The organism is Sporomusa malonica (assembly GCF_900176355.1).
Lineage (GTDB): Bacteria > Bacillota > Negativicutes > Sporomusales > Sporomusaceae > Sporomusa > Sporomusa malonica.
In genome coordinates this window covers 66,764-91,807 of the sequence record NZ_FWXI01000005.1, presented here as the reverse complement: position 1 = coordinate 91,807, position 25,044 = coordinate 66,764, and the positions used below count along the sequence as shown (strand labels likewise).

Genomic DNA, 25,044 nt, shown 5'->3' with positions numbered 1-25,044 from the left:
ATTTATAACCCAGTCAAGCTAATTATCTTGATAAATAGGTAAAAATGCCAAGATTGCCTCGTCGTACGTGCTCGCAACGCCATCTGCTTAGCATTATGAGTACCGATGAAGCAATCTTATTTTTCCGTATTCAATCCTTGGCATGCTTCTTGCAATAATAAAATAGCAAGGAGGTGCAGTCATGCGCATTAGCAATCACCCAATCTTATCATTTCCTGAAAAAAATAAAGTACAGTTTAATTTTAACGGACAGCAACTTGAAGGCTATGCTGGTGAGCCCATTGCAGCCGCACTACATGCCGCTGGCATTACAGTGCTCAGACACAGTCACGAACTTAACCGGCCGCGGGGGCTATTCTGCGCAATCGGCAACTGTTCGTCCTGTTTAATGGTCGTCGATGGTATGCCTAACGTGCGGGTATGTGTGGAACCGCTCCAAGAAGGGATGACTGTCGAAACTCAAACAGGAAGAGGTAAACTGCCATGAACATAGATATTGCCATTATCGGCGCCGGTCCTGCCGGACTTATGGCAGCCATTCATGCCGGAAAACTAGGCGCTCGTGTGTTACTTATTGAGCGTGCTGAATATTATGGCGGCCAGCTTATCAAACAAACACACAAATTTTTCGGTTCGAAAAGCGAATATGCCGGCGAGCGGGGAATTGATATCGCCGCACTACTGGTCAAACAGGCGCTGGGCATTCCTAATGTAACCGCTTGGAATAACGCCACCGTACTGGGTTACTACCAAGAGGACGGCATATTAACTGTTAAACATCAGGATACCTTTGTCACTATTAACGCAAAAAAAATCATTGTTGCTTCAGGGGCAGCGGAAAAAACGTTAGCATTTCCAGGCAACGACCTGCCAGGCGTTTACGGTGCCGGTGCTGTGCAGACACTTATGAATGTTTATGGTGTCATGCCAGGCAAACGCCTACTGATGGTGGGTGCAGGCAACATTGGTTTGATTGTCGCTTACCAGCTACTGCAAGCAGGTGTTGAGGTTGCCGGCATTATCGAAGCAGCCCCTAAAATCGGTGGTTACCTGGTGCATGCTGCCAAAATACGGCGAGCCGGCATCCCTATTTACACAAACCATACTATTAAGGCTGCTTATGGCTCACCGGCACTTACCGGAGCAACCATCTGCCAGCTTGATACTAACTGGCAGCAAATACCCGGGACAGATCTAGACATCCAGGCTGACGGCCTATGTCTGGCTGTTGGTCTGACGCCGTTAACTGAACTATTGTGGCAAGCAGGCTGCAAAATGGCCTATGTGCCAGAATTAGGCGGTTATGTACCTTTCCGCAACTCCAGTCTTTTGACTACTCATCCCGATATATATGTTGCCGGTGATGTAGCAGGAGTTGAGGAGGCATCAGCTGCCATGGTTGAAGGCAAATTGGCCGGGCTGGCGGCAGCCGCCAGTTTAGGGCAGACAGCAGCCGCTCTATCCGAAGACTATGCCGAAGCAAAAAACCAACTAGCTGCCCTCAGAGCTGGCAATGTTAGTGCTAAAATACGCTCAGGCCTTGCCAAAGTAACTATAAATGACCATAGTGAAGCCTTAAGCGAGGTGATATGCAATGCTTGAACAGACAGGAGTACCTACCCCCACTGATGTCAGCAGTATCTTACCAGGGTCAGAGCGCCTAAGTCATGGCCCAATAGCTATATTTGAATGTTTTCAAAACATTCCCTGCAACCCCTGTGTCGAGGCCTGTCCGCGGGGAGCCATATCAATCGGTTTAGACATTAATGAACGGCCTGTACTTGACGAAACCAAGTGCAACGGCTGCGGCATCTGCCTAGCGCATTGTCCAGGACTATCTATTTTTGTTATTGACCACTCTTATAGTACAGATGAAGCTCTGCTTAAACTGCCTTACGAGTATTTGCCCCTGCCTAAGTCTGACCAGACTGTAGATGCCTTAAACCGCAAAGGGGAACCAGTCGCTGTCGCTCAAGTGAAAAGGGTGCAGCAGAATACAAACAAAACAACCGTAGTATGGGTGACTGTCCCCAAAACGCTGGCCATGGACATACGGGGCATTGCCATACGGAGGGAGGGCTAACACATGACTGAACCGGTCATTATCTGTCGCTGTGAAGACATCACACTTCAAGACATCCACGAACTCATTAAGCAGGGAAAACACACCCTGGAAGAACTCAAACGCGAATGCCGGTGCGGCATGGGCCCTTGTCAAGGTCGCACGTGCACACCTTTAATAGCACAAGAACTTGCCAAAGCTTTAGAAACCAACACCGGCAATATTGTTTTGCCGACTTTCCGCCCACCGACAGCCCCGATAACCTTAGGTGCGCTAGCTGGGGGTGCCAAGCATGATTAAACAGGCTGATGTCGTTGTTATCGGCGGCGGCGTTGTCGGCTGCGCCATTGCTTACAACCTGGCAAAAGCTGGTGCCGGGCAAGTAGCTGTAATAGAGCGCGGCTACCTTGCCAGCGGCGCAACAGGCCGGTGCGGTGCTGGTGTCCGGATGCAGTGGGGTACAGAAACCAATTGCCTGCTCTCCCGTGAAAGTGTCAAAATGCTGGAAAATTTACCTGAGCTATTAGAGGTCGATGGTGACATTGAATTTAAACAAGGCGGCTATCTCTTGCTCGCTTATACTGAAAAAATGGTTGAGCAGTTCAAGAAAAATCTTAAGCTACAAAATTCACTCGACATCCCAGCCCGCTGGACAACACCAGCAGAGGCAAAAAAAATTGTACCTCACTTAAATACTGAAGCACTCTTGGGAGCTACTTTCTGCCCTAAAGATGGCCATGCCAACCCGTTCAAAGTAACTAGTTTGTACGCTAAAGCCGCCGCTCTGTTAGGGGTTAAGTTTTACACCTATACTGAACTCACCGGCTTAACCGTCGAAGCAGGAAAAGTAACGACTGTTCACACTGATAAGGGTGATATTGCTACCAACACAGTTATTAATGCTGCAGGCGGTTATGCTAAAACGGTTGGCCGGATGGCTGGCATTGAGTTACCAATTTTTCCTGAACGGCATGAAATACTTGTTACCGAACCGGTTGAACCTCTGCAAACTCCGATGGTCATGTGCTTTTACCATAATCTATATTGCCAGCAGACACCTCATGGCAGCTTTATTATGGGTATTGGCCATCCCGACGAGCCTGAGACCTTTAATACTACATCAAGCTGGCAGTTTATGACTGAGATGGCTAAGCGCATTACTAAAATACTACCGCCGCTCGCTAATTTAAACGTTATCAGGCAATGGGCCGGTCTCTATGATATGTGTCCGGATCGAACACCAATCCTGGGACAGGATGCAAACATTCAAGGCTTCTACACAGCTGCTGGTTTTAGCGGCCATGGTTTTATGATTGCCCCTATGGTTGGTAAGCTTATGGCCCAAACCGTCCTCGGACTGTCAACAGATATTCCCATCAACATGTTTAGTGCCGAAAGATTTGCTCGCGGCGAATTGTATGTTGAGCCATCTGTAGTCTGATTATCTAAATATTAGGAGGTAATAACAATGTTAGTAGAGTACAAAAATGAAGCACTCGTCAATTTTTCCCTACCCGAAAATCGCACCGCGATGGAACAGGAGCTTGCCAAAATCGCCACACTAAAAGGCCGTCACTACCCGCTAGTCATCGGGGGGAAAAAAATCGATACCGAAGCTCGAATAACTTCAGTCAACCCATCTAATTTCGAAGAGGTCATCGGTACAACTGCCAGAGCCAATACTGAACTGGCTGAAAGCGCAGTCCAAAGTGCCCTGTCAGCCTTCGCTGAGTGGCAATATGTCAGCCCTGAAGAGCGGGCTCGCTACCTGTTTAAAGCTGCCGCTATTATGCGCCGTAAAAAATTCGAGTTTTCAGCATGGCTGGTGGAAGAGTCGGGGAAAAATTGGGTAGAAGCTGACGCAGATACCGCCGAAGCCATTGATTTCTTGGAGTACTATGCTCATCAGATGCTCCAGTATGCTGCCGGTATGCCAGTTGTACCTAATGCAGGCGAACAAAACGAGTGTTTTTACATTCCGCTGGGCGTTGGCCTTATTATCCCTCCTTGGAACTTCCCTTTAGCAATATTGGCTGGGATGACGGCCGCCGCTATCGTTACCGGTAACACTGTTATTATGAAACCGGCCAGCACTACACCGATCATTGCCGCCAAACTTATGGAGCTGTGGGAAGAAGTCAGTCTGCCGCCTGGAGTCGTCAATTTCTTGCCAGGCAGTGGCAGTGCTATTGGTGATTACCTTGTCAGCCATCCGAAAATCCGGTTTATCAACTTTACCGGTTCTAAAGAAGTTGGCCTTAGAATTAATAAATTAGCCGCCGATGTTGTACCAGGACAAAAATGGATAAAACGTGTGGTTGCCGAAATGGGCGGTAAGGACGCCATTATTGTTGACAGTGAAGCCGATATTGAAGACGCCGCCAACGGCATTGTCGCCTCAGCGTTTGGATTCCAGGGACAAAAATGCTCAGCTTGCTCTCGCGCAATTATTGTCGCAGACGTATATGATGAAATTGTTGCTAAAGTCGCCGCCAAAACCAAAGCCCTCAAAATGGGACCTGCCAGCGATCCAACTATCAACATGGGACCAGTAATTGACAAGAACGCCTATGGGAAAATACTTGAATACATTGAAATTGGCAAAAGCGAAGGCCGGATAGTGGCCGGCGGTGTTAAAGGAGCCGAAAATGGTTATTTTATTGAGCCAACAGTTGTTGCTGATGTTGACTCAAAAGCACGCGTCGCCCAGGAAGAAATCTTTGGGCCGGTCGTAGCTCTTATCAAAGCTGCTGATTATAATCAGGCTATTGCCATTGCCAACGACACTGAATATGGACTTACAGGAGCTGTATACTCCAAAAACCGGACCAAGCTTGAGAAAGCCCGCAGAGAGTTCCATGTCGGCAACCTTTACCTCAACCGCAAATGCACCGGTGCACTTGTTGGCGTTCATCCGTTTGGCGGCTTTAATATGTCAGGTACCGACTCCAAAGCAGGTGGTGCCGACTATCTACTGCTCTTTATGCAGGCTAAATCCGTAGCAGAAAAACTGTAAATAACTTCACAGTTAACAAAAATACCTCTTGCATATTTTAATAAACCGTAATACAATGTATAATCATAGGAAACAAAAGTATAATTGAATTTTTGGTACAAACAAGCAAAGTTGCTTTTTGGGGGGAGACATTTATTTGTTATTCTCTCCAAAAAGCTATTTTTTAACCCAAATTGACTTTTAACAAACGGATTTATGGTGGAGGTGATATGTAAATTACGGTACTAGGTTTCTTTATAATTTTTGCGTGAATAGGGGAGGATTACTATGAGTAAAATCGGATTAAAAATGGCGAGTCTATTAACAATGCTGCTAATGTTAGCTGGGCTAGTCACAGGTTGTGGTGATACCGCCAGCAAAGACCTCAAAATCGGTGTAGTTTACGAACTTACTGGCAATACTGCATCTTTCGGGACAGCAGCGGCTAACGGCGCTAAAATGGCGTTTAAAGAAATCAATGCCAAGGGTGGCGTACTCGGCAAACAAATCCAACCGATAATGGCCGACAACAAAGGCGAACCTTCCGAATCTTCCAATGCAATGACCAAAGTTATCACCCAGGATAAAGTTATTGCTGTAACCGGTTTCACCACCAGCTCTAACGGCATTGCGGGCTCGACTGTAGCCGAAGCCAACAAAATTCCATTTGTTGCTGCCGCTACTACCAACCCCAAAGTTACTCTAGATGAAAAAACCGGTAAAGCTAAAGACTATACCTTCCGCGTCTGTTTCATTGACCCGTTTCAAGGTACTGTTGGCGCCAACTTTGCTTTAAACAGTCTTAAGGCAAAAAAAGCTGCTATCATGATTGATAATTCCAGTGACTATAGCAAAGGTCTAGCGCAATTCTATAAAGACGCCTTTACTAAAGGCGGTGGTCAGATCATCTCAGAAGAAGCATACTTACAAAAAGATCAGGACTTTAAAACAATCCTGACAAAGATTAAAGCAACCAACCCTGACATTCTTTACGTACCTGGCTACTATGAAGAAGTTGGAAAAATCGTTAAACAAGCTCGCGAAATGGGTATTACTGTTCCGGTAGTCGGTGGTGACGGCTGGGATTCTCCAAAGCTTACTGAAATCGGCGGACCACAAGCCCTTAACAATACTTATTTTACTAACCATTATTCAGTAGAAGATACCAGCCCGCTGTCAAAAGCTTTTGTTGATAATTACAAAAAAGAATTCGGTCAAATGCCTGATGCCATGGCAGTTCTTGGTTATGACGCCGCTTACGTTCTTGTTGATGCCATCAAGCGCGCCAACAGCACCGAAGCAGCCAAAATCCGTGAAGCGTTAGCTGCAACTAAAGACTATAAAGGTGCCGCAGGCGACCTGACTTTAAACAGTAATCATGATGCTGTAAAAGGTGCGGTTATCATCGAAATGAAAGATGGCAAGCAAGTATATAAAGAGACTGTAAAACCATAACAAAAATTGTCGCAAGAATCGCCATCTGGGTTAAGCCAGATGGCGATTTTTTAACTTTGTTCACCCGCATTAAGCTAAAGGACAAAAATAAATTCTTAATAGTTTTTATGTTAAAAAGATAGAATAAATATATCATTTTTAGAGGAAAATTTTGTTTCTGGGCGAATAAACTATTAAGATGGAGGGTTTGCCATGTCTATAGCGCAAAACATTGCTGAAATACAAAAAAAAATAGATTTAACCAAGGTAAAGCTTGTTGCTGTCACCAAAAACCACAGCACTTCAGCCATGCTGGAAGCGCTGGCTTCAGGGATAACAGCTGTGGGGGAAAACCGGGTTCAGGAAATGCTGGCCAAGCATCCCGAAATACAGTCTGCAGGCAAATTGGCTGAGTGGCATCTTATCGGGCATTTGCAAACAAATAAGGTGCGTCAAGCAGTACCACTGGCTGATCTTATTCACTCAGTTGACAGCGAACGCCTGGCTATCGAAATTGACAAAGTGGCTGGCAAACTGGGCAAACGTCAGGATGTGCTGCTCCAGGTTAATATCGCCGATGAAGACAGCAAATCTGGCGTCGCGGTTGGACAAGCTCTGCCGCTAGCTAATTTAATTAGTCAGCTTGAGCATGTCAGGCTGTGCGGTCTTATGACAATTGCACCGTTTAGTGAGAATCCCGAAACAGTACGGCCGGTGTTTAATGAGATGTACCAACTGTTCAGCGAATTAAACACCATAAAATTAGCCAATACTGAAATCACTTGGTTATCGATGGGAATGACGAACGATTATATGGTGGCTATCGAAGAGGGATCAAACTTAGTGCGTATCGGTACTGGAATATTTGGCTCGCGTCAATATTAAGGAGGAGAGAGGCAGTTATGAAATTCATGGAGAAAGTGTGGGGCAGCCTTGGTCTGTTTGAACCATCAGAACAAGAGGAAGATCGTCCAAAAATAGAGGAAACCGAGTCGAAAATAAAACAGAAGAATAACAATGTAGTATCACTGCCGATGGCCCAGAATAACAGCCAGCAACAAGGAAAGCAAGTCAAAGTCATGGTTGTTGAACCGTTTTCTTTCGATGATGCTCAGCATGTCTCCGACTATCTGAAAAGTCGTAAACCGGTTGTTGTTAATCTTGAAAATACAGATCCGGACATTGCCAAACGCATGATTGACTTTATTAGCGGCACAACTTATGCATTAAACGGCCAAATTCAAAAAGTCGGCAATCATATCTTCCTATGTGCCCCTAATAACGTGGATGTTGCCTACAGTCCACGGGACGAAGGCAGTGACAAAACACTACTTCCTTGGACGAATAAATAGTTTTATCATACCAGACGGAGGATTTATGCTGACAAATAAACAGATAGGTTTTATCGGCGGCGGCGCAATGGCCGAAGCACTTATACGCGGCATCTTACATGCCGGCTTAGTGACGCCGTCACAAATAGTTGTAAGCGATGTTTCAACTGAACGTCTGGACTACTTACGCGGTACTTTCACAGTGTCGACGACGATTGACAGCCAGGAAATCGCGAAACAGTCAGACATCCTGTTTTTAACAGTAAAGCCCCAGGTTATCAATGGTGTAATTGATGGTATTGCGCCGGTAGTTGCCAAAACAACTGTTGTAGTTTCAGTAGCTGCCGGAGTAACCATTGCCACCTTCCAGGGTAAAATGCCAGGAGTACCTATTATCAGAGTTATGCCCAATACGCCTGTTGCTGTTGGCGAGGGTATGTCAGCTATGGCACTCGGTAAATACGCTACCAATGCCGTAAGTCAACCAGTAGCCGAGGTGTTTGCCTCAGTCGGCAAAGTTGTCACAGTAAACGAGGACGCCATGGATGCTGTAACCGGCCTCTCTGGCAGTGGTCCGGCCTACGCCTTTGTGTTGATTGACGCGCTCACTGACGCTGGAGTTAGAGTTGGATTCTCCCGCCAGACGGCAGTACTGTTAGCTGCTCAAACACTCATGGGCGCGGCAAAAATGGTACTAGAAACAGGCGAACACCCGGCCAAACTTCGGGATATGGTCACTTCGCCGGGTGGTACAGCCATTACCGGTGTCCATGTACTCGAACAGAACGGCATCCGTGCCGCGCTTATTGATGCTGTTGTGGCAGCCACAAACCGCTCACGCGAGATGGGGAGACGGTAGGTAGATGAGTGAACGCGATAAAATTTTGCGCTATTACCGGTCGTCTGGTGATGCTGAGCTAGCAGCCAAACTCTTAGACTTAGCAGAAGTAACGCTCAAAAACCGTAAATATAAAGTCAGTGAATTTCTTGACCCCTATGGTCAAAACATTGCTGAAACCATTGTAGCCCACTATGAGAGACTAACCATAGAAACAAATGGCGGCTACGCCGGTGCTGAACGGGTAAAAGCAGCTTTTGTTGATAGTGAATTTCTAGATTATGCCGGTTCACTTGATTTTGGCTTAGAAGCCCTAAATATACAATGGGACAGCCGCTATTATCGGCTGTCCCACCGTGATGTGCTTGGCACACTTATGGGTCTTGGGGTCAAACGCGAAATTATGGGCGACATCATCATGGCCGGTGATCAATGCTACGTTGTAGCTGATACAACCATGGCCGCCTATATCGTACAAAATTTGACCGAAGTAGGTCAGGCAGCTGTATCTGTTTCGCCAGTATCACTTGACAATATTCCAGCTAAGGAGGAAAAAACCAAGGAAATCCGCGCGACAGTTGCCTCTTTACGCTTAGACGCCGTGGCGGCGTCAGGGTTCGGAACCTCGCGTACCAGGATGGCTGAAGACATTGCAGCCAGCAAAGTAAAAATTAACTGGCAGGAAGCCAAAAGTTCGTCCCAAGCCGTAAAGGTGGGAGATGTCATTTCCATGCGCGGCCGCGGCAGGGTAGAGGTCATTGAGGTTCCCGGGCAGACAAAAAAAGGTAGGTACAGCGTTTTACTCAAACGATTTATGTAATTAGAATAGGGGTGGGGAGTTATGCTTACACCATTAGACATCCATAGTAAAGAGTTCAAGCGCAGCTTTCGCGGTTATAACGAGGAAGAAGTAGATGAGTTTCTTGACAGGGTTATTAAAGACTACGAAACTCTATACCGTGAAAATATTGATTTGAAAGAAACAATTGAACGCCTCAACAGCAAACTCGAACACTATCAGCATATGGAGCATACGCTACACAGCACGTTAGTCATTGCACAGGAAACAGCTGAAGAAGTCAAGCTCAATGCAAAAAAAGAAACAGAGCTTATGATTAAAGAAGCCGAAATACGCGCCCAAAGACTGGTTGACGAAGGAATGTCTAAGGTTCGTAAGATGACTGGCGAGTATGAGGAACTGAAAAAACAGTCGCAGGTTTTTCGCACCCGACTACGTACTCTTTTGCAGGCCCAAATGGAAATGCTCAACAGTGCTGAAGAGGATGAAAATTAACCTAAATTTGACTTTGTTCGCCAATCATGTATAATATATTGCGTACATGATAATATTTTTTATCAGTAATGACGGAGACGCGCCTGATGGCGGTTTACAGCGAACCAGGAATGGTGTAAGCCTGGTAACCAAAGTCATGGTTTCATATCGCTCCCGAACTGCGGACTGAAATACTTAAAGTAGGCTCCGCCGTCTGACGCCCGTTACCGCGTTATAAAGCGGCTACATTAGTCAGTAGGGTGGTACCACGGGAAACTTATCTCTCGTCCCTTTTCAGGGATGAGAGTTTTTTTATTTTTATGGAGGTGCTAATTTTGGATTACAGCAAAACACTTAACCTGCCGCAGACAGAGTTCCCTATGCGCGCCAATCTCCCTGAACGGGAGCCAAAAATGCTAGAATACTGGAGCGCCCAACAGATCTATGACAAAAAAATGGCTCAGAGTAAAGGCAAGACAAAATTTGTCCTGCATGATGGCCCACCGTACGCTAACGGTAATATTCACATTGGTACTGCCTTAAATAAAATTCTTAAAGATATTATCGTCAAATATAAATCACTTCAAGGCTTTGACTCCCCATACGTTCCAGGATGGGATACCCACGGACTGCCAATCGAACACGCTGCCATCAAAATTCTTGGCTTAAACCGTCATGAGCTCAATCCACTTGATTTACGCCGTGAATGCAAGCAGTATGCCCTCAAGTGCTTAGACTTGCAACGGGAGGATTTCAAACGCCTTGGCGTAGCCGGCGACTGGGAAAACCCATATGTAACTCTTTATCCTGAGTTCGAAGCCAAACAGATTGAAGTATTTGGCGAAATGGCTAAAAAGGGCTACATTTACAAAGGTCTTAAATCAGTCTATTGGTGTACTTCATGTGAAACCGCGTTGGCTGAAGCCGAGATTGAATATGCCGAGAAAAAATCACACTCTATCTACGTTAAGTTTCCACTTATTGATGATAAAGGCAACCTGCCTGTAGGCGTTGATCGCGAGAAAGTGTATGCAGTTATCTGGACGACAACTCCCTGGACAATGCCGGCTAACGTTGCTATCAGCATACACCCTGAGATTGAATATGCCTGGGTGGAGATTAACGACGAAATTTATCTCCTTGCCAGCGAATTAGTTGAAACAGTTGTCAAAGCCAATAACCTTGGAGAGTATACTGTTTTATCGACAATGAAAGGTGCTGCCATTGAGGGCATGGTGTTCAGTCACCCATTCTTTGACCGTGAGTCGCCCGTTATTCTCGGCGACCATGTTACGCTTGAAGCTGGTACCGGTTGCGTACATACTGCTCCCGGCCATGGTCAAGAAGATTTTGAAGTAGGTATGAAATATGGTTTACCTGTCATCAACCCAGTTGATCACGCAGGTAAATTTACTGCCGAAGGCGGTAAATTTGAAGGCATGTCTGTGTCTGACGCCAACGTACCTGTCATCAAAGAATTGGCTGGTCTTGGCCTGCTGCTTGGCAAAAGCTCGATCAAACACCAATATGCTCACTGCTGGCGATGCAAAAACCCCATTATTTACCGTGCTACTGAACAATGGTTTGCTTCAGTAGAAGGCTTTAGAAGCCAGACATTGAATACTATTGCTAATGATGTTAAATGGATTCCGGCTTGGGGCGAAGACCGCATTCACAATATGGTAGCAGACCGCCAGGACTGGTGCATCTCGCGGCAGCGGGTATGGGGTGTTCCTATTCCAATTTTCTACTGCACCAAGTGCAACGAGCATATAATTAATGATACGACTATCAATGCTGTCAAGGAAATTTTCCGGCGCGAAGGTTCGGATGCTTGGTGGGCAAGAAAACCAGAAGAAATTCTGCCGCAAGGCTTTACCTGCCCGCACTGCGCTCACGGTGAATTCCGCAAAGAAACAGACATTATGGATGTTTGGTTTGATAGCGGCTCCAGCCATGCAGCAGTACTTGAACAGCGCGAGGAGCTTCAGTGGCCAGCCGACCTTTATCTTGAAGGCAGCGACCAGCATCGCGGCTGGTTCCAGTCATCACTCTTAACCTCAGTGGCCACTCGCGGCACTGCACCGTACAAGGCTGTGTTGACCCATGGCTTTGTTGTTGATGGAGATGGCCGGAAAATGTCTAAGTCAATTGGCAATGTCATTTACCCACAGGAAGTTATCAAACAATATGGCGCCGATGTTCTCCGTCTATGGGTAGCATCAGCCGATTACAAAGCTGACATCCGCATCTCGAACGATATTTTGAAGCAATTAGCTGAAGTATACCGTAAAATCCGTAATACCTTCCGTTACATCTTAGGTAGCCTGCACGACTTTAACCCTGACACTGACAGAGTTGCCTATGACCAGCTTCTCGAGATTGACCGTTGGGCACTCATGCGTCTGGAGCAAGTCCGGGCCAAAGTCACCCAAGGCTACGAAGATTATGAGTTCCATCTGTTATATCATACTGTCCATAACTTCTGTGCTGTAGACTTAAGCGCCATCTATCTCGATATCCTGAAAGACCGTGTCTACACCGCACTGCCTGGTTCGATTGAACGCCGCGCTGCTCAATCGACCATGTACGAAATTCTCAATACACTAGTAGTTGTTATGGCGCCAGTATTGACCTTTACTTCCGAAGAGGTATGGCAGCATATGCCTAAAGAACAGGGACACCCTGAAAGTGTGCAGCTAACCAGCTGGCCGATTGCCCATCCAGAATATCTTGATGCAGCCCTGGAAGCCAAATGGAATAAAATCCTCGAGATGCGTAGTGAAATTACAAAAGCCCTTGAAACAGCCCGTCGCAATAAAGTCATTGGTCACTCATTAGACGCTGCTGTCAGCCTCTATGCTGCTGGCGAGGATCTCACCGCCCTTTCAGCCATCAAGGATGATTTAGCCACACTGCTCATTGTTTCTGACATAACTTTATTTGATACACTTGAACAAGCTCCAGGTGAAGCCTATCGTGCCGTCGACATGCAGCTAGCTGTTGCTGTAGCTCCGGCGCAAGGCGTCAAATGCGAACGTTGCTGGATTTATAGTCCTACAGTGAACCAGGACAAAGAGCATTCAGTTCTCTGTCAGCGGTGCGCTACCGTAGTAAAAAATATGTAAGCAAAATAAACCGGGAGTTTAATCCCGGTTTATTTTTATTGAGCAGGGTAATAATAATACAGGTGGGGGACTGTTTGTATGGACAATAAAAATCGGGTACATACTAGTAAGACTAACGAGCAGCAGCCTGAATTTGTAGCCAAACAATTAGAACGGCTTGTCAATCGGCTTGAAGCCATGCGCATTGCTGATTACATGGAGATGCTTGAGCGTCCGGCTAGGTTGATTTTTACGAATTTTGTGGCTGGTATTGCCCGCGGTTTAGGAATAGCTATTGGCGCCAGCTTGGTGTTTGCCTTGCTGCTCGCTTTCCTCAAGCAGCTGATCATGCTCAACATACCCGGCATTGGCGGATTTATTGCTGATATTGTCCGGTTTGTTGAAACCAAAAATGGTACATTCTAATCACAAATCCTGGGAGGCTGGCACATGACAAAAGACATCTTTGACTGCATTCGTGAAAGCCATAGTGTCCGTGATTTTAAATCTGAACAAATTCCCGAACCAACTTTGACAAGAATTTTAGAAGCAGGCAATATGGCTCCTAGCGCTGGTAACCTGCAGCCTTGGTACTTCTATGTAGTACAAGACTCATCAGTAAAAGAAAAACTGGCTTCTGCCTCCTTTGACCAATCACAGATCAATGACGCGCCCACCGTTATCGTTATTTTAGCCGACCCGGCCCGTTCTAACGAGCGATACGGCGAACGCGGCGCTCAGCTTTATTGTCTTCAAGACACGGCAGCTGCCACTCAAAATATTCTGTTAGCCGCTGAGGGACTAGGGATTGCTGCATGCTGGGTTGGTGCTTTTGATGAAAAGAAAGTTGAAGAGACAGTAGAAGCGCCACCACGTCTTAGAGCTGTAGCTATGATTTGCCTAGGCTATAGTGATGAGAAGCCAAAACAATATAAAGAGCGACTGCGTTTAGCCGAAGTCGCCAAATTTATTCATTGACAGGGGGGCTTATTCTTGCGCCCTGAACAATTAACAAAATTCAAGTCACAGTTGGAAGCTAAAAAGCACGATTTAATTCATACAATTATCGAGCTAGAAGATAACGGCCTTCGCTCAGCCTTGTCCAACACAACAGGTGAGTTATCCACCTATGACAATCATCCGGCTGACTTAGGTAGTGAGACTTTTGAGCGTGGCAAGGATTTGGGACTTCGGGACAATGAACGCGTGCTCTTAAGTAGTGTAGAACGGGCCTTGGAAAAAATCCACCTTGGCACCTACGGACGTTGTGACCACTGCGGCGCTGTAATACCGGCTGAAAGGCTTGAGGCACTGCCTTGGGCTACCCAGTGTATAGGTTGCCAAGAACATTTTGAGCAAACCGATGTTACGCCCCGCCCGCTGGAGGAAGAATCGCTTGAGCCACCGTTTCATAGGAGTTTCCTTGATTCGGCCAGATTCGAATTTGTTGGCTATGACGGTGAAGATGCGCTTCAGGATGTGGCACGATACGGCAGTTCTGATACCCCACAAGATATCCCAGGCTCATATGATTATAAGGCACTATTTCCCAATAGCAATGAACACCAAGGCATTGTTGACCTGGCTGATGCTATTCCAAACGAACCGGGCAGCACTAGCCGCCACGCCAGAAAACGCTAAAGAAAACACGGCTTGCGCCGAGCCTTAGCGAAAGCGGAAGCCGATGTTGCCCTTATCCAGACGGAAAGTTATACTTTCTAACAGGACAAGAAGAGAAAAAACAAACCGAGCGCTAAAAACCAGCCTCGGTTTGTTTTTTTAGTGCAGGATTTTGCTTACTTATGTTTAATTATAAAACATGCAGCTGGATATACTATTTAGGTTGATAAACTATTAGCACCACTAGCATCATTCGAATATTTTGTATAGAAATAGGGCATTTCAGGGAGGTACCTAATGGCCCGTCCAGAACCCAAGTACATAGCATTAATTAAAATTGGCGTTTTGGGACTAGTTATAGCCGCTTATTTGGGGTTGCCTGGAGTGCAGCAGTTTGCCAACGAGGGCATTACATATTTAAGATGCCGCAACTTTGAAGGCCTGCGCCAATTTATTCTGTCCTACGGCCTATGGGCACCTTTGACCACTATTGCACTTATGACCTTGCAGTCTATGATACCATTAGTTCCAGGGCTTATTATTACCATCACCAACGCCTGGATATTCGGCTGGCAGCACGGCGCGTTGTATTCCTGGGTCGGTGCATTGATTGGTGCCGCCCTTGACTTTGGTATTGCCCGTTGGTATGGGCGCCCAGTAGTCGAACGCTTCGTCAGTATTAAATATTTAAATTTAACTAATGTCTTTTTCAAACGACATGGTATATTGGCCGTGTTTATCACTCGACTGACCCCCATAGTTCCTTTTAAGGTTATAAGTTACGGAGCGGGGTTGACAAAAATATCACTACTTCAATTTACTATGGCTACCGCCATTGGCCAGACTCCAGGCATTGTGCTGTACTCGATACTAGGGCAAAATCTCACCCATAATCTTAAATCAGTCACAGTCATTACAACATTCCTTATTGCCTCCGGGCTAATCGTTTATTATTACCGAGACACCATTGAACGCTATTTTATTCCCAATAAAGATAAGTGAAGAAGCGTGGCAATCTTCGCCGCGCTTCTTTACGTTTGGAAAATTTTCCGGTATCATGTTATCATAGTTTAAGGCATTTGAATAAGGATAGGAGAGAATTTTGGTGCCGATATTATTACTAGGAACCATCGCAGTCGTCGTAGTCGTTATTGACCAGTGGGCAAAACAGGTTGTCCAGACCCATATGCTGCCTGGAATGTCATTACCTGTGCTTGACAACATATTTCATATAACCTATGTGTTAAACCCTGGCGCTGCCTTTGGCATTTTGGAAAATCAACGGATATTTTTTATTGTTATTGCGTTTCTTATGTTGGCGCTTACTGTTTATTTTTTTAAACATATTCCCGAGAATTTTCGACTTATGCGATTAGGATTAAGCCTTCTTGTAGGCGGCGCTATTGGCAATGTTATTGACAGAGTACAAACCGGATATGTGGTGGACTTTTTCGATTTTCGCATCTGGCCAGTTTTTAATGTGGCCGATGTTGCGATTGTAACAGGTGTTGGCTGCGTCATTTATACCCTTGTTTTTATGTCTTTTCCAAACGAAAACCAAGAAAATACAAGATAGGATGATATTGTGGAACAAAATCATTGTAACGTCAGCAATACACCAGTCTTTGAGGTAAGCGCCGAGGAACAGAGCGTCAGATTGGATGTTCTGCTAACAAAACGGTTTCCCGAAATGTCCCGCTCTCATCTGCAAAAATTAATTGCCGACGGGTTAGTAACAATTAATGGCAAGGCAGCTAAAGCCAATTATAAAGCACAGGCTGAAGACAGCATCAGTATAACCTTTCCAGAAGCTAAACCTGTTGAAATTATGGCTGAAGCTATTCCACTTGCCATTATTTATGAAGATTCCGATATTATTGTTGTTAACAAGCTGCGCGGCATGGTTGTTCATCCAGCAGCCGGTAACTATCAGGGCACATTAGTTAACGCACTGCTTGAACATTGCAAGGACTTGTCAGGCATCAATGGTGAAATTCGCCCTGGCATTGTACATCGCCTAGATAAAGATACGTCAGGTGTCATGGTGGCCGCCAAAAATGATCGCTCGCACCTTAACTTGGCTGAACAAATTAAAAGCCGCACAGCCAGCCGTAAATATGTTGCTATTGTACATGGGAATATTGCTGAAGAACAGGGGATTATCAATGCGCCCATTGGACGTCACGCATCTGACCGAAAAAAAATGGCTGTTACCTTTAGCAACAGCAAAGAAGCCGTAACCCGTTTCCGCGTTGTCGAGAGGTTTGTCAATTTTACACTTGTTGAATGCAAACTACAGACAGGCCGGACTCACCAAATCAGAGTTCATATGCAGTATATTGGCCACCCAGTTGTAGGAGACCCAAAATACGGCCCTGAGAAAAAACGCTTTGCCATTGAGGGCCAGGCACTGCATTCGGCCGAACTATCACTTAAGCACCCTGCCACTGGTGAGGCTATGGTGTTTACCGCCCCAATCCCGTCTGATATGTCCAACATACTTAAGCAGTTGGATGCTATAAAAAGAGAGGAGAGATAAATTATGGCTAAACATGTTAATATGGTGGATAAAGCTGTCATAATGGATTCCCAAGCTATCAAGCGTGCCCTCACCCGGGTAGCGCACGAAATTGTCGAACGCAACAAAGGCGTAAACGACTTAGTACTTGTCGGTATCAGAACCCGAGGTGTGCCACTTGCCCAGCGGGTAGCTGATGAAATAAAGCGAATTGAAGGTATTGAACTACCTGTCGGGATACTGGATATTACATTATACCGAGATGACTTATCAACACTGGCCTATCAACCTATAGTCCACGAAACGCTCATTCCATTTTCTATTAACGACAAAAAAGTTGTGCTTGTTGATGACGTCTTATTTACCGGACGTACAGTAAGGGCGGCGCTTGACGCCATCATCGACATTGGCCGGCCGTCTGCTATTCAATTGGCTGTACTTATAGACCGTGGGCACCGTGAACTGCCTATTAGAGCCGACTATGTCGGTAAAAATGTCCCGACTTCAGGCAAAGAAATAGTCAGTGTGCAACTGAGTTCAATCGATAGCGGTGAGCAAGTTGTCATTAAGGAAATTATTGAGGCTTAATTAGGGTTTGCACAAGTGTCTCGTCAGGCGTTACATAAATGGTACTTTGATGATCATAAATGACAAAACCGGGTTTAACGCCCGAAGGCTTGCGCACATAGCGGCGCTTAGTATAATCTACAGGCACGTTGGCCGATTGACGGCCTTTGCTGAAATAAGCGGCCAACTGTGCAGCCTCATTTATCGTCTGAGTTGGGATTTCCCGCTTTTCACTGCGAATAATGACATGTGAACCAGGCATATCTTTAGTATGCAGCCAGATGTCATCAGGTTGAGCCTGCTTGAAAGTCACTAGGTCATTTTGACGGTTATTTTTTCCAATAATAAGACTAAAACCGTCGCTGGTCTTGGCTGCTAAAGGTGACGACTGGACAACTGGGACACGCCGTTTTTCTGTAGTTCTTATGTATCCAGCAGCGACTAATTCCTGGCGTATTTCGCTCACTTCGACACTGGCGGACGCATGGGTAAGAGCTACGGCAATACTATCTAAATAGGCGATATCCTCCTGACATTCTTTAAGCTGACAAGCCAAATGCTCTTCAGAGCGTTTGGCTTTATTGTATCTGGTGTAATATCGCTGTGCGTTCTCCAGCGGTGACAGTGCTGAGTCAAGACTGATAACGATCTCCTGAGCTTCGGGCTCTTCACTATATATATCAAACAAGGCCTGTTCGTGCGCGCCTGGTGTAATAGTATACAGGTTAGCCATAAGAATATCTCCGCATTTTCTTAATTCATAGGCATTTTCCGCCTGGGCTAATTCACCTGTTAAGACAGCCTGTTTGCGGGCTAGCTTGGCTAATTCTGCCGTTAACAGCTTAGTCAGCAGTTCTTTTTCTGGCAAAGATGGACGGCCCTTGAATTTGTCAAAGAACTCAACAGCAGCGCTCATACTGGGAAATTTGTGAAGGTTATGGTGGGTAAGATGCCCGGGCTCGAAGGCAGCAATCGCCAGCGGCCGGTTCTGCCCCTCCACTACAACGGTGGGTGCTACCAGCCCCTCCTTGAGCGGCCCGGCAACACTGGCAACTGCTTCACTTAATGCGTCTATATCGGCGGCATCTAATTCACCTAAACTAATGTCCGATGAAAAGCCACCACGCCAGGTAATCTCGCGCGCAGTTAGTGGTCCCAAGCCGATTCCAGACGCAATTATGGCTTTGCTAAGTGAAGGGGCAGGAGCCGCTAATACCTGCCTGGCGAACAAAGCTGGCTCAATCTCTAGGATGTTCAGCCGGTCTTGCCCAGGAGGATAAACATACTCTTTACCAGGCAATACCTGACGGTGGCGGCTTACATGAGCGCTCACCCGCTTTATAGCATCGATAATGACGTTGTCCTGAGTCATGATAATATTACTGTGTTTACCCATTATTTCGATGACTAAACGTTTGGTAACAATAATTCCTCGATCACCGCGCACATCAATATTGATGTTGACAATACGGTCAAGGCTGTGCTGCTCAATGCTGCCAATTCGCCCGTCTTCCAGGTGCTTTCTGAGCAGCATACAGAAACTGGGAGCAACAGCTGGATTCTCTGGAGCCAATGCTGTAAGAAATAATTTAGGGCGCTCCGGATTCGCAGAGAGAAAGAGACGCAGATTTTCTCCTGGCTGACGCACCCAGAGTAAGAGCGAATAGGCGTCTGGCTGGAATACTTTATCAATACGTCCGCCGGCAAGAGCCGCGTTGAGCTCATTTACCAGCGGTGCAAGAGATAATCCGTCGACATTCATAACGTGACCTCCGTCAATTTGTAGAACTTGGACAATTTGCCAATAGTATAACACCCTTGGCAATTAGCGGTCAAACTCGGTCTAATTCACCATCCAGCAGAATAACATGGTTAATAAAGCAATACGCATGTTAGCGAGGTGGGCTGCATGGATAGGGAAAAATGGTATGCACGTACGCCAGATGAAGTAGTTCAATTCTGGCAAACAAGTTTTGTAGACGGGTTATCTTCTTCTGAGGTCAACACCAGGCTAGACAAATTCGGATTTAACGAGTTAGCAGAAAAAGAAAAAACAGCCTGGTGGAAACGGTTTTTAGCACAGTTTCAAGATTTCATGGTATTAGTCTTATTAGGAGCCACGCTGATATCCGCCTTTCTGGGCGAATATGCCGATGCCATCACTATTTTAATCATTGTCCTTATGAATGCCATATTAGGGTTTATTCAGGAATACAGGGCTGAACAGTCGCTGTCCGCATTAAAGAAGCTAGCTTCGCCCACCGCCAGAGTAATTAGGAACAGCATGGTGCAGCAAATTCCAGCCAGAGAGCTTGTACCTGGCGATATTCTAATACTAGAGGCTGGTGATAAACTAGCTGCCGACGGCCGACTTATTGATGTTCACAATATGGAAGTAGAAGAGGCAGCGCTAACCGGCGAATCCATGCCTGTGCGCAAAGTAGCTGACCGTAGGTATAGTGAAGACGCTCCCTTGGGCGACAGAAAGAACATGGTCTATGCTGGCACCAGTGTAGTCAGAGGCCGTGGCAAAGCTGTCGTATGTGCGTCCGGCATGGCCACAGAAGTAGGTCATATTGCCGGTATGATCCAGACAACAACCGAAGAGGCCACCCCGCTGGAACGGCGACTTGACCATCTCGGGAAATGGCTTGTTTGGGGCTGTCTATTTATATGTTTAGTCGTTGTCATTACCGGTGTGGCCAAAGGTGAATCGCTATTTCTCATGTGTATGGCTGGCATCAGCCTAGCCGTTGCCGCTATTCCAGAAGGCCTTCCAGCTATCGTAACAGTAGCCCTAGCGCTTGGCGTCCAGCGAATGATTAGGCAGCGAGCTATTATCCGGAAACTGCCAGCAGTTGAAACACTTGGCTGTACTACCGCAATATGTTCAGATAAGACCGGCACGTTAACGCAAAATGCCATGACAGTTCGGCAGTTATTTACTGACGGAAATAACTATGAAATTACCGGAGTTGGGTATGATATTAAGGGGAATATTCTACTTAATCAGCAGCCACTTGATATCAGTAAAGATAAAGCTTTGCACCAATGCCTCACCATTGGTGCCCTCTGTAATAATAGCACGTTAAAACAAAACAATATCGCTATAACCGGCATCTGGCGTACCAAAAACGAAACCGGCTGGTCAGTGGAAGGTGATCCTACCGAAGGTGCTATTGTTGTAGCTGCTGCCAAAGCCTCCATTTGGCAGGCTGAGGTTGAGAAAGTGCAAAAACGGGTGGCCGAGATTCCATTTGAATCTGAACGCCGCCGCATGTCTGTCGTGTATCGTGATGTCAACAACAATAATATTTTATATATCAAAGGTGCTCCTGACACCATACTCGAATTATGCCGCTATTACCATACGGCAGCAGGTCCTACTTCGCTAACCAGCGACCACATTGCTAAAATAAACAGTATTAACGATCAGATGGCGTCTCAGGCCCTCAGAGTACTTGCGGTGGCTTATCGCAGATTAACGCCGGCGCAAGCGCAAAACCCTGACGAAACTATCGAGAATGACCTGGTATTCTCGGGGCTCATTGGCATGATTGATCCACCGCGTGAAGAAGCCAAATCTTCTATTGCCCGGTGCCGTGAAGCCGGTATTAAAACAGTTATGATCACCGGCGACCATATAAATACGGCTATAGCCATTGCCCAGGAGCTACAAATCTATAAAGAAGGCCAGCATAAAGCACTCACCGGTAAGGATCTTGACGCCATGAGCGAAAGCGATCTTGATGCCATTGTCAACAAAGTCACAGTTTATGCTCGGGTTTCTCCCGCCCATAAGTTGAGAATTGTCCGGGCGCTTAAGCGTCAAGGGCATATTGTGGCCATGACGGGCGATGGCGTTAATGATGCACCAGCCATAAAAGAAGCCGATATCGGCATAGCCATGGGGATTACTGGCACCGATGTCACCAAAGAAGCGTCTGCCATGGTCTTAGCTGATGACAACTTTGCAACAATTGTCGCAGCAGTAGAGGAAGGACGCGGCATTTATGAGAACATCAGGAAATTCATCAGATACCTGTTATCCTGCAATATCGGTGAAGTTCTTACCATGTTTTTAGCCGCACTGTTTGGGTTACCCATGCCACTCCTGCCTGTCCAGATACTTTGGGTAAATCTTGTTACCGATGGGCTGCCAGCCATGGCACTTGGCATTGATCCCACTAACCCTAACATTATGCAGCGACCTCCCCGGCACCCAGGTGAGAGTGTTTTTTCTCGCGGCTTAAGCCGAAAAGTCATTGGACGCGGTATTCAAATTGGTTTAAGCACACTTTTTGTCTTTAGTGTGATATACTATCTACAGAATGATTTAGCGTTAGCCCGAACAGCAGCATTTGCCACACTGGTATATTGTCAGATGTTCCATGTATTTGACTGCCGGTCAGAAACAGCCACCATCTTCGAACTTAAATTTACCAGTAACAAATATTTACTTATGGCTGTTGCTTTTTCAACCATTATGCAACTTTCAGTCATGTATGTACCATTCTTAAGTGCTATTTTTTCCACCGTGCCGCTTTCACTGGGCAACTGGGCGCTGGTTTTGATAGTATCAGGCTGGACCCTCATATTAAACGGATTCAAGCATGTATTCAAGCGTCGTCCTGCGCGCCGCGGTTTTTTACCGCAAAATAGGTAACTACATTATCCTAGGGGGAAATATTATGCAGTTTACGAAGTGGCATGGATTAGGCAATGATTTTGTAATTATTAATGGGTTGAGCGAACATATTGTCGATTATCGTAGCCAGGCTTTAGCCGTCTGTGATCGTAATTTTGGGATCGGTGCTGACGGACTTGTCGTCATGTTGCCGTCAGATATCGCTGATTTTAAAATGCGTATATTTAATTCAGACGGCAGCGAAGCCGATATGTGCGGTAACGCTACACGCTGTGTTGCCCGCTATCTCTATGAAACCGGACTTACTGACAAAACAGTCATCACCCTTGATACTTTGGCCGGAATTATTACACCTGAGCTTATTTTTGAAAATGACAAACTATCAACAGTAAAGGTTGACATGGGTGAACCAAAGCTAACTCGCGGTGAAACCCCTATGGTCGGCAATGCCGGGGAACAGGCCGTCAACGTACCGATTGAAGTGGATGGTCAAACCTACCATGTCACCGCTTTATCGATGGGCAATCCGCATTGCGTCATCTTTGTTGACGATGTATCCAAAGTTAACCTATCTGCCATTGGGCCAAAAATCGAGACCCATAGCCTGTTCCCCAAAAAGGCCAATGTTGAATTTATCCAAGTCATTAACCGCGAAACACTAAAGATGCGTGTTTGGGAACGCGGCGCAGGCATTACCAAAGCCTGCGGCACCGGAGCCAGCGCTGCTTTGGTTGCCGCTGTTTTAAACGGTCATACTGATCGTCAGGCAATCGTAAAACTGGATGGTGGTGACCTGTTTATCCAATGGGGCGAAAACAATCATATTTATAAATCAGGCCCTGCCGTGGAAGTATTCCGGGGCACCTACCTGCTGTAAGCTGAAAAAAACCGGCTCACACGAGCTGGTTTTTTTACATAGCTTCTAAATTCTGAAAATAAAGGTTTTTTTTGTTCTTATGCGTAATATATATACGCCAGGACATTTTTGTCATCGGAGGTGTAAGGTGAGATTTCTATCTGGTGTTCTTAGCCTAATACTCCTGCTCTCAGTCCCTTGGCCCGCTGGGGCATTATCGTTGGTAAACAAAGAAGTCATCCTGGAAGCCCAGGCTTATGGCGTAAAAAGTAAACAACTGGCACTTACTGATTTCCTTGCGCCCTGGCTTGCTTATGAAGAAAAAGCTCCTATTCTCAATGAAACAACAGAGAAAGCTTATTTGTATACACCCTTTCTGTTAATAGCTAATGACGCACGAGACAAAATCAGGAGTAAACAATCTGTCGAGCTTGCTGACAGCGAAAAAATTTTAGCCGATTATGCCGGGTGTTTGGTCTTTAGTATAATTGTAAATGGTAATAGCTCGAGTTTTACTGAGGGTATCCAAGTAGTCCTTAAACAAGAAAAGAAAGTGATTAAACCCTATCACGTAGTAGCTAACCAGCCAGTTAAAACCCCCTGGTTTCCAGATGAACCTCAATATGCTGCTCATTCCCATTTTTATTTTCCTGACAAAGATGTCTTATTAAATAAACCCATCACACTAATAGTGACCACCAAAGACAAGCAGGAACGTCGCTTTTATTTCGATCTGCCGAATTTTAAATAATGTTCTGCTAAAAATGGAGTATATCTCCATTTATTTTTTTATGAAAAAGGGATTTAGGACAAGTAACGCGAAGTAACTGTAAAAATCTACGGTTAAAATTGTATGATCAGTCAATAATAAACATACGCAAAGGAAGGTGCAATTTTCGTGCTAAAAAGTATGACCGGATTTGGCCGGGGTGAATATATTGATTCGACTCATCGGATTATAGTTGAAATTAAAGCGGTAAATCACCGTTATAATGAAATTGTAATCCGCATGCCAAAAGCCTTAGGTAGTTTGGAGGACAAAGTCCGCCGCGGCATTGCCAATACCATTTTACGCGGCCGAGTGGACACCTTTATTACTGTCGACGAGTATGGTCAAAAGAAACGGACCGTAAGGGTTGACAAAGATTTGGCAATGGCTTACCATAATGCAATGGGAGAATTAGCCGGTCTTTTGGGAGTGCCTGCCAGCGATAATGTTTATCACCTTTCTAAGTACCCTGATGTGCTCAAGGTAGAGGAAATTTCAGAAGATGTTGAAAAACTATGGCCCAAACTAGCTACAGCTATTGAGTCAGCGGTTCTAAATCTTATGAAAATGAGAGAAGCTGAGGGAGCCAATATTGAGAATGATCTCTTAGCACGAGTTGAAAAACTATATACCTATATCGCTACAGTTGAAGAGAGAGCGCCGCAAATACTTGTTGAATACCGTGAAAAACTGCTAGGCCGTATGCGGGAATTATTAGCCGCCGTAGGAGCAGAGCCAGATGAAACCAGACTACTTCAGGAAACAGCCATATTTGCCGATAGGACTAATGTTACTGAAGAAATTGTTAGGCTTAAAAGCCATTTATCTCAATTTAAGGCGGCTGTTAAAGAGCGAGAGGCGGTCGGACGCAAACTGGATTTTATTGTTCAGGAAATAAACCGAGAAACCAACACGATTGCTTCCAAAGCAAATGATTCTACTATTGCCAATGTTGTCGTTGAAATTAAAAGTGAGATTGAGAAGGTCAGAGAGCAAATCCAAAACATAGAGTAATATAGAAGCTAC

At 45.7% G+C, this 25,044-nt stretch carries 25 protein-coding genes; 24 read left to right on the top strand and 1 reads right to left on the bottom strand.

Annotation, left to right across the window (positions count from 1 at the left end):
• Positions 1 to 181 precede the first annotated feature (181 nt).
• From B9A22_RS07170 to pyrR, 20 genes are all read left to right on the top strand, one after another.
• Positions 182 to 487 carry a (2Fe-2S)-binding protein gene (locus B9A22_RS07170; protein ID WP_084575042.1) on the top strand — a complete coding sequence of 102 codons (306 nt, stop codon included), beginning with the start codon at positions 182 to 184 and terminating at the stop codon, positions 485 to 487.
• Complete coding sequence (locus tag B9A22_RS07165; RefSeq protein ID WP_084575041.1) at positions 484 to 1,602, top strand: NAD(P)/FAD-dependent oxidoreductase; 1,119 nt, start codon at positions 484 to 486, stop codon at positions 1,600 to 1,602. The genes B9A22_RS07170 and B9A22_RS07165 overlap by 4 nt, the downstream gene beginning before the upstream one ends.
• On the top strand, positions 1,595 to 2,083 hold the full coding sequence (locus B9A22_RS07160; protein WP_084575040.1) for a 4Fe-4S dicluster domain-containing protein: 489 nt from the start codon (positions 1,595 to 1,597) through the stop codon (positions 2,081 to 2,083). The genes B9A22_RS07165 and B9A22_RS07160 overlap by 8 nt, the downstream gene beginning before the upstream one ends.
• 3 nt (positions 2,084 to 2,086) lie before the next feature.
• Entirely contained in the window at positions 2,087 to 2,362 is a 276-nt protein-coding gene (locus B9A22_RS07155; protein ID WP_084575039.1) for a (2Fe-2S)-binding protein, read from the top strand.
• A complete protein-coding gene (locus tag B9A22_RS07150; RefSeq protein WP_084575038.1) occupies positions 2,355 to 3,503 on the top strand; it encodes an NAD(P)/FAD-dependent oxidoreductase in 1,149 nt (382 codons plus the stop codon). Before B9A22_RS07155 ends, B9A22_RS07150 begins: the two co-directional genes overlap by 8 nt.
• Before the next feature lie 27 nt (positions 3,504 to 3,530).
• The gene (pruA, locus tag B9A22_RS07145) at positions 3,531 to 5,078 is read left to right on the top strand and encodes an L-glutamate gamma-semialdehyde dehydrogenase (RefSeq protein ID WP_084575037.1); all 1,548 of its coding nucleotides are present in this window, start codon (positions 3,531 to 3,533) and stop codon (positions 5,076 to 5,078) included.
• A gap of 267 nt (positions 5,079 to 5,345) precedes the next feature.
• The gene (locus tag B9A22_RS07140; protein ID WP_084575036.1) at positions 5,346 to 6,512 is read left to right on the top strand and encodes an ABC transporter substrate-binding protein; all 1,167 of its coding nucleotides are present in this window, start codon (positions 5,346 to 5,348) and stop codon (positions 6,510 to 6,512) included.
• A 192-nt stretch (positions 6,513 to 6,704) separates the two neighbouring features.
• Positions 6,705 to 7,376 carry a YggS family pyridoxal phosphate-dependent enzyme gene (locus B9A22_RS07135; protein ID WP_084575035.1) on the top strand — a complete coding sequence of 224 codons (672 nt, stop codon included), beginning with the start codon at positions 6,705 to 6,707 and terminating at the stop codon, positions 7,374 to 7,376.
• 17 nt (positions 7,377 to 7,393) lie between these two features.
• Complete coding sequence (locus tag B9A22_RS07130) at positions 7,394 to 7,843, top strand: cell division protein SepF (RefSeq protein ID WP_084575034.1); 450 nt, start codon at positions 7,394 to 7,396, stop codon at positions 7,841 to 7,843.
• Positions 7,844 to 7,868: 25 nt separating this feature from the next.
• Complete coding sequence (proC, locus tag B9A22_RS07125; protein WP_084575033.1) at positions 7,869 to 8,681, top strand: pyrroline-5-carboxylate reductase; 813 nt, start codon at positions 7,869 to 7,871, stop codon at positions 8,679 to 8,681.
• Positions 8,682 to 8,685: 4 nt separating this feature from the next.
• Positions 8,686 to 9,480: a YlmH family RNA-binding protein gene (locus B9A22_RS07120; protein WP_084575032.1), complete on the top strand. Its 795-nt coding sequence runs from the start codon at positions 8,686 to 8,688 to the stop codon at positions 9,478 to 9,480.
• A gap of 21 nt (positions 9,481 to 9,501) precedes the next feature.
• Positions 9,502 to 9,954 (top strand): DivIVA domain-containing protein, encoded by a 453-nt coding sequence (locus tag B9A22_RS07115; protein WP_084575031.1) that lies wholly within the window; start codon positions 9,502 to 9,504, stop codon positions 9,952 to 9,954.
• A 305-nt stretch (positions 9,955 to 10,259) separates the two neighbouring features.
• Complete coding sequence (ileS, locus tag B9A22_RS07110) at positions 10,260 to 13,061, top strand: isoleucine--tRNA ligase (protein WP_281252368.1); 2,802 nt, start codon at positions 10,260 to 10,262, stop codon at positions 13,059 to 13,061.
• A 78-nt stretch (positions 13,062 to 13,139) separates the two neighbouring features.
• Entirely contained in the window at positions 13,140 to 13,466 is a 327-nt protein-coding gene (locus B9A22_RS07105) for a DUF5665 domain-containing protein (protein ID WP_084575029.1), read from the top strand.
• 24 nt (positions 13,467 to 13,490) lie between these two features.
• Positions 13,491 to 14,018, top strand: coding sequence for a nitroreductase family protein (locus tag B9A22_RS07100; RefSeq protein ID WP_084575028.1), 528 nt, complete (start codon positions 13,491 to 13,493; stop codon positions 14,016 to 14,018).
• A 15-nt stretch (positions 14,019 to 14,033) separates the two neighbouring features.
• Positions 14,034 to 14,681 carry a TraR/DksA C4-type zinc finger protein gene (locus B9A22_RS07095; protein WP_084575027.1) on the top strand — a complete coding sequence of 216 codons (648 nt, stop codon included), beginning with the start codon at positions 14,034 to 14,036 and terminating at the stop codon, positions 14,679 to 14,681.
• 276 nt (positions 14,682 to 14,957) lie between these two features.
• Complete coding sequence (locus B9A22_RS07090) at positions 14,958 to 15,662, top strand: TVP38/TMEM64 family protein (protein ID WP_084575026.1); 705 nt, start codon at positions 14,958 to 14,960, stop codon at positions 15,660 to 15,662.
• 103 nt (positions 15,663 to 15,765) lie between these two features.
• Complete coding sequence (gene lspA / locus B9A22_RS07085; protein WP_084575025.1) at positions 15,766 to 16,236, top strand: signal peptidase II; 471 nt, start codon at positions 15,766 to 15,768, stop codon at positions 16,234 to 16,236.
• 9 nt (positions 16,237 to 16,245) lie between these two features.
• Complete coding sequence (locus tag B9A22_RS07080) at positions 16,246 to 17,199, top strand: RluA family pseudouridine synthase (protein ID WP_084575024.1); 954 nt, start codon at positions 16,246 to 16,248, stop codon at positions 17,197 to 17,199.
• Positions 17,200 to 17,202: 3 nt separating this feature from the next.
• Complete coding sequence (pyrR, locus tag B9A22_RS07075; RefSeq protein WP_084575023.1) at positions 17,203 to 17,766, top strand: bifunctional pyr operon transcriptional regulator/uracil phosphoribosyltransferase PyrR; 564 nt, start codon at positions 17,203 to 17,205, stop codon at positions 17,764 to 17,766.
• Here the strand turns inward: pyrR and B9A22_RS07070 are convergent.
• Positions 17,753 to 19,507: an Rqc2 family fibronectin-binding protein gene (locus B9A22_RS07070; RefSeq protein ID WP_084575022.1), complete on the bottom strand. Its 1,755-nt coding sequence runs from the start codon at positions 19,505 to 19,507 to the stop codon at positions 17,753 to 17,755. The two genes, pyrR and B9A22_RS07070, sit on opposite strands and share 14 nt — an antisense overlap.
• A 147-nt stretch (positions 19,508 to 19,654) precedes the next feature.
• Here B9A22_RS07070 and B9A22_RS07065 point away from each other — a divergent pair, with 147 nt between their 5' ends.
• From B9A22_RS07065 to B9A22_RS07050, 4 genes are all read left to right on the top strand, one after another.
• Positions 19,655 to 22,411 (top strand): calcium-translocating P-type ATPase, SERCA-type, encoded by a 2,757-nt coding sequence (locus B9A22_RS07065; protein ID WP_084575021.1) that lies wholly within the window; start codon positions 19,655 to 19,657, stop codon positions 22,409 to 22,411.
• A 25-nt stretch (positions 22,412 to 22,436) separates the two neighbouring features.
• Complete coding sequence (dapF, locus tag B9A22_RS07060; protein ID WP_084575020.1) at positions 22,437 to 23,270, top strand: diaminopimelate epimerase; 834 nt, start codon at positions 22,437 to 22,439, stop codon at positions 23,268 to 23,270.
• Positions 23,271 to 23,469: 199 nt separating this feature from the next.
• A complete protein-coding gene (locus B9A22_RS07055; protein WP_139796194.1) occupies positions 23,470 to 24,000 on the top strand; it encodes a hypothetical protein in 531 nt (176 codons plus the stop codon).
• 147 nt (positions 24,001 to 24,147) lie between these two features.
• On the top strand, positions 24,148 to 25,032 hold the full coding sequence (locus B9A22_RS07050; RefSeq protein ID WP_084575018.1) for a YicC/YloC family endoribonuclease: 885 nt from the start codon (positions 24,148 to 24,150) through the stop codon (positions 25,030 to 25,032).
• Positions 25,033 to 25,044 lie beyond the last annotated feature (12 nt).

What these genes read in the sequence shown, in the direction of transcription:
- B9A22_RS07170 (WP_084575042.1), top strand. Translation starts at nt 182, where the DNA reads ATGCGCATTAGCAATCACCCAATCTTATCATTTCCTGAAAAAAATAAA.
- B9A22_RS07165 (WP_084575041.1), top strand. Translation starts at nt 484, where the DNA reads ATGAACATAGATATTGCCATTATCGGCGCCGGTCCTGCCGGACTTATG.
- B9A22_RS07160 (WP_084575040.1), top strand. Translation starts at nt 1,595, where the DNA reads ATGCTTGAACAGACAGGAGTACCTACCCCCACTGATGTCAGCAGTATC.
- B9A22_RS07155 (WP_084575039.1), top strand. Translation starts at nt 2,087, where the DNA reads ATGACTGAACCGGTCATTATCTGTCGCTGTGAAGACATCACACTTCAA.
- B9A22_RS07150 (WP_084575038.1), top strand. Translation starts at nt 2,355, where the DNA reads ATGATTAAACAGGCTGATGTCGTTGTTATCGGCGGCGGCGTTGTCGGC.
- pruA (WP_084575037.1), top strand. Translation starts at nt 3,531, where the DNA reads ATGTTAGTAGAGTACAAAAATGAAGCACTCGTCAATTTTTCCCTACCC.
- B9A22_RS07140 (WP_084575036.1), top strand. Translation starts at nt 5,346, where the DNA reads ATGAGTAAAATCGGATTAAAAATGGCGAGTCTATTAACAATGCTGCTA.
- B9A22_RS07135 (WP_084575035.1), top strand. Translation starts at nt 6,705, where the DNA reads ATGTCTATAGCGCAAAACATTGCTGAAATACAAAAAAAAATAGATTTA.
- B9A22_RS07130 (WP_084575034.1), top strand. Translation starts at nt 7,394, where the DNA reads ATGAAATTCATGGAGAAAGTGTGGGGCAGCCTTGGTCTGTTTGAACCA.
- proC (WP_084575033.1), top strand. Translation starts at nt 7,869, where the DNA reads ATGCTGACAAATAAACAGATAGGTTTTATCGGCGGCGGCGCAATGGCC.
- B9A22_RS07120 (WP_084575032.1), top strand. Translation starts at nt 8,686, where the DNA reads ATGAGTGAACGCGATAAAATTTTGCGCTATTACCGGTCGTCTGGTGAT.
- B9A22_RS07115 (WP_084575031.1), top strand. Translation starts at nt 9,502, where the DNA reads ATGCTTACACCATTAGACATCCATAGTAAAGAGTTCAAGCGCAGCTTT.
- B9A22_RS07105 (WP_084575029.1), top strand. Translation starts at nt 13,140, where the DNA reads ATGGACAATAAAAATCGGGTACATACTAGTAAGACTAACGAGCAGCAG.
- B9A22_RS07100 (WP_084575028.1), top strand. Translation starts at nt 13,491, where the DNA reads ATGACAAAAGACATCTTTGACTGCATTCGTGAAAGCCATAGTGTCCGT.
- B9A22_RS07090 (WP_084575026.1), top strand. Translation starts at nt 14,958, where the DNA reads ATGGCCCGTCCAGAACCCAAGTACATAGCATTAATTAAAATTGGCGTT.
- pyrR (WP_084575023.1), top strand. Translation starts at nt 17,203, where the DNA reads ATGGCTAAACATGTTAATATGGTGGATAAAGCTGTCATAATGGATTCC.
- B9A22_RS07070 (WP_084575022.1), bottom strand. Translation starts at nt 19,507, where the DNA reads ATGAATGTCGACGGATTATCTCTTGCACCGCTGGTAAATGAGCTCAAC.
- B9A22_RS07065 (WP_084575021.1), top strand. Translation starts at nt 19,655, where the DNA reads ATGGATAGGGAAAAATGGTATGCACGTACGCCAGATGAAGTAGTTCAA.
- dapF (WP_084575020.1), top strand. Translation starts at nt 22,437, where the DNA reads ATGCAGTTTACGAAGTGGCATGGATTAGGCAATGATTTTGTAATTATT.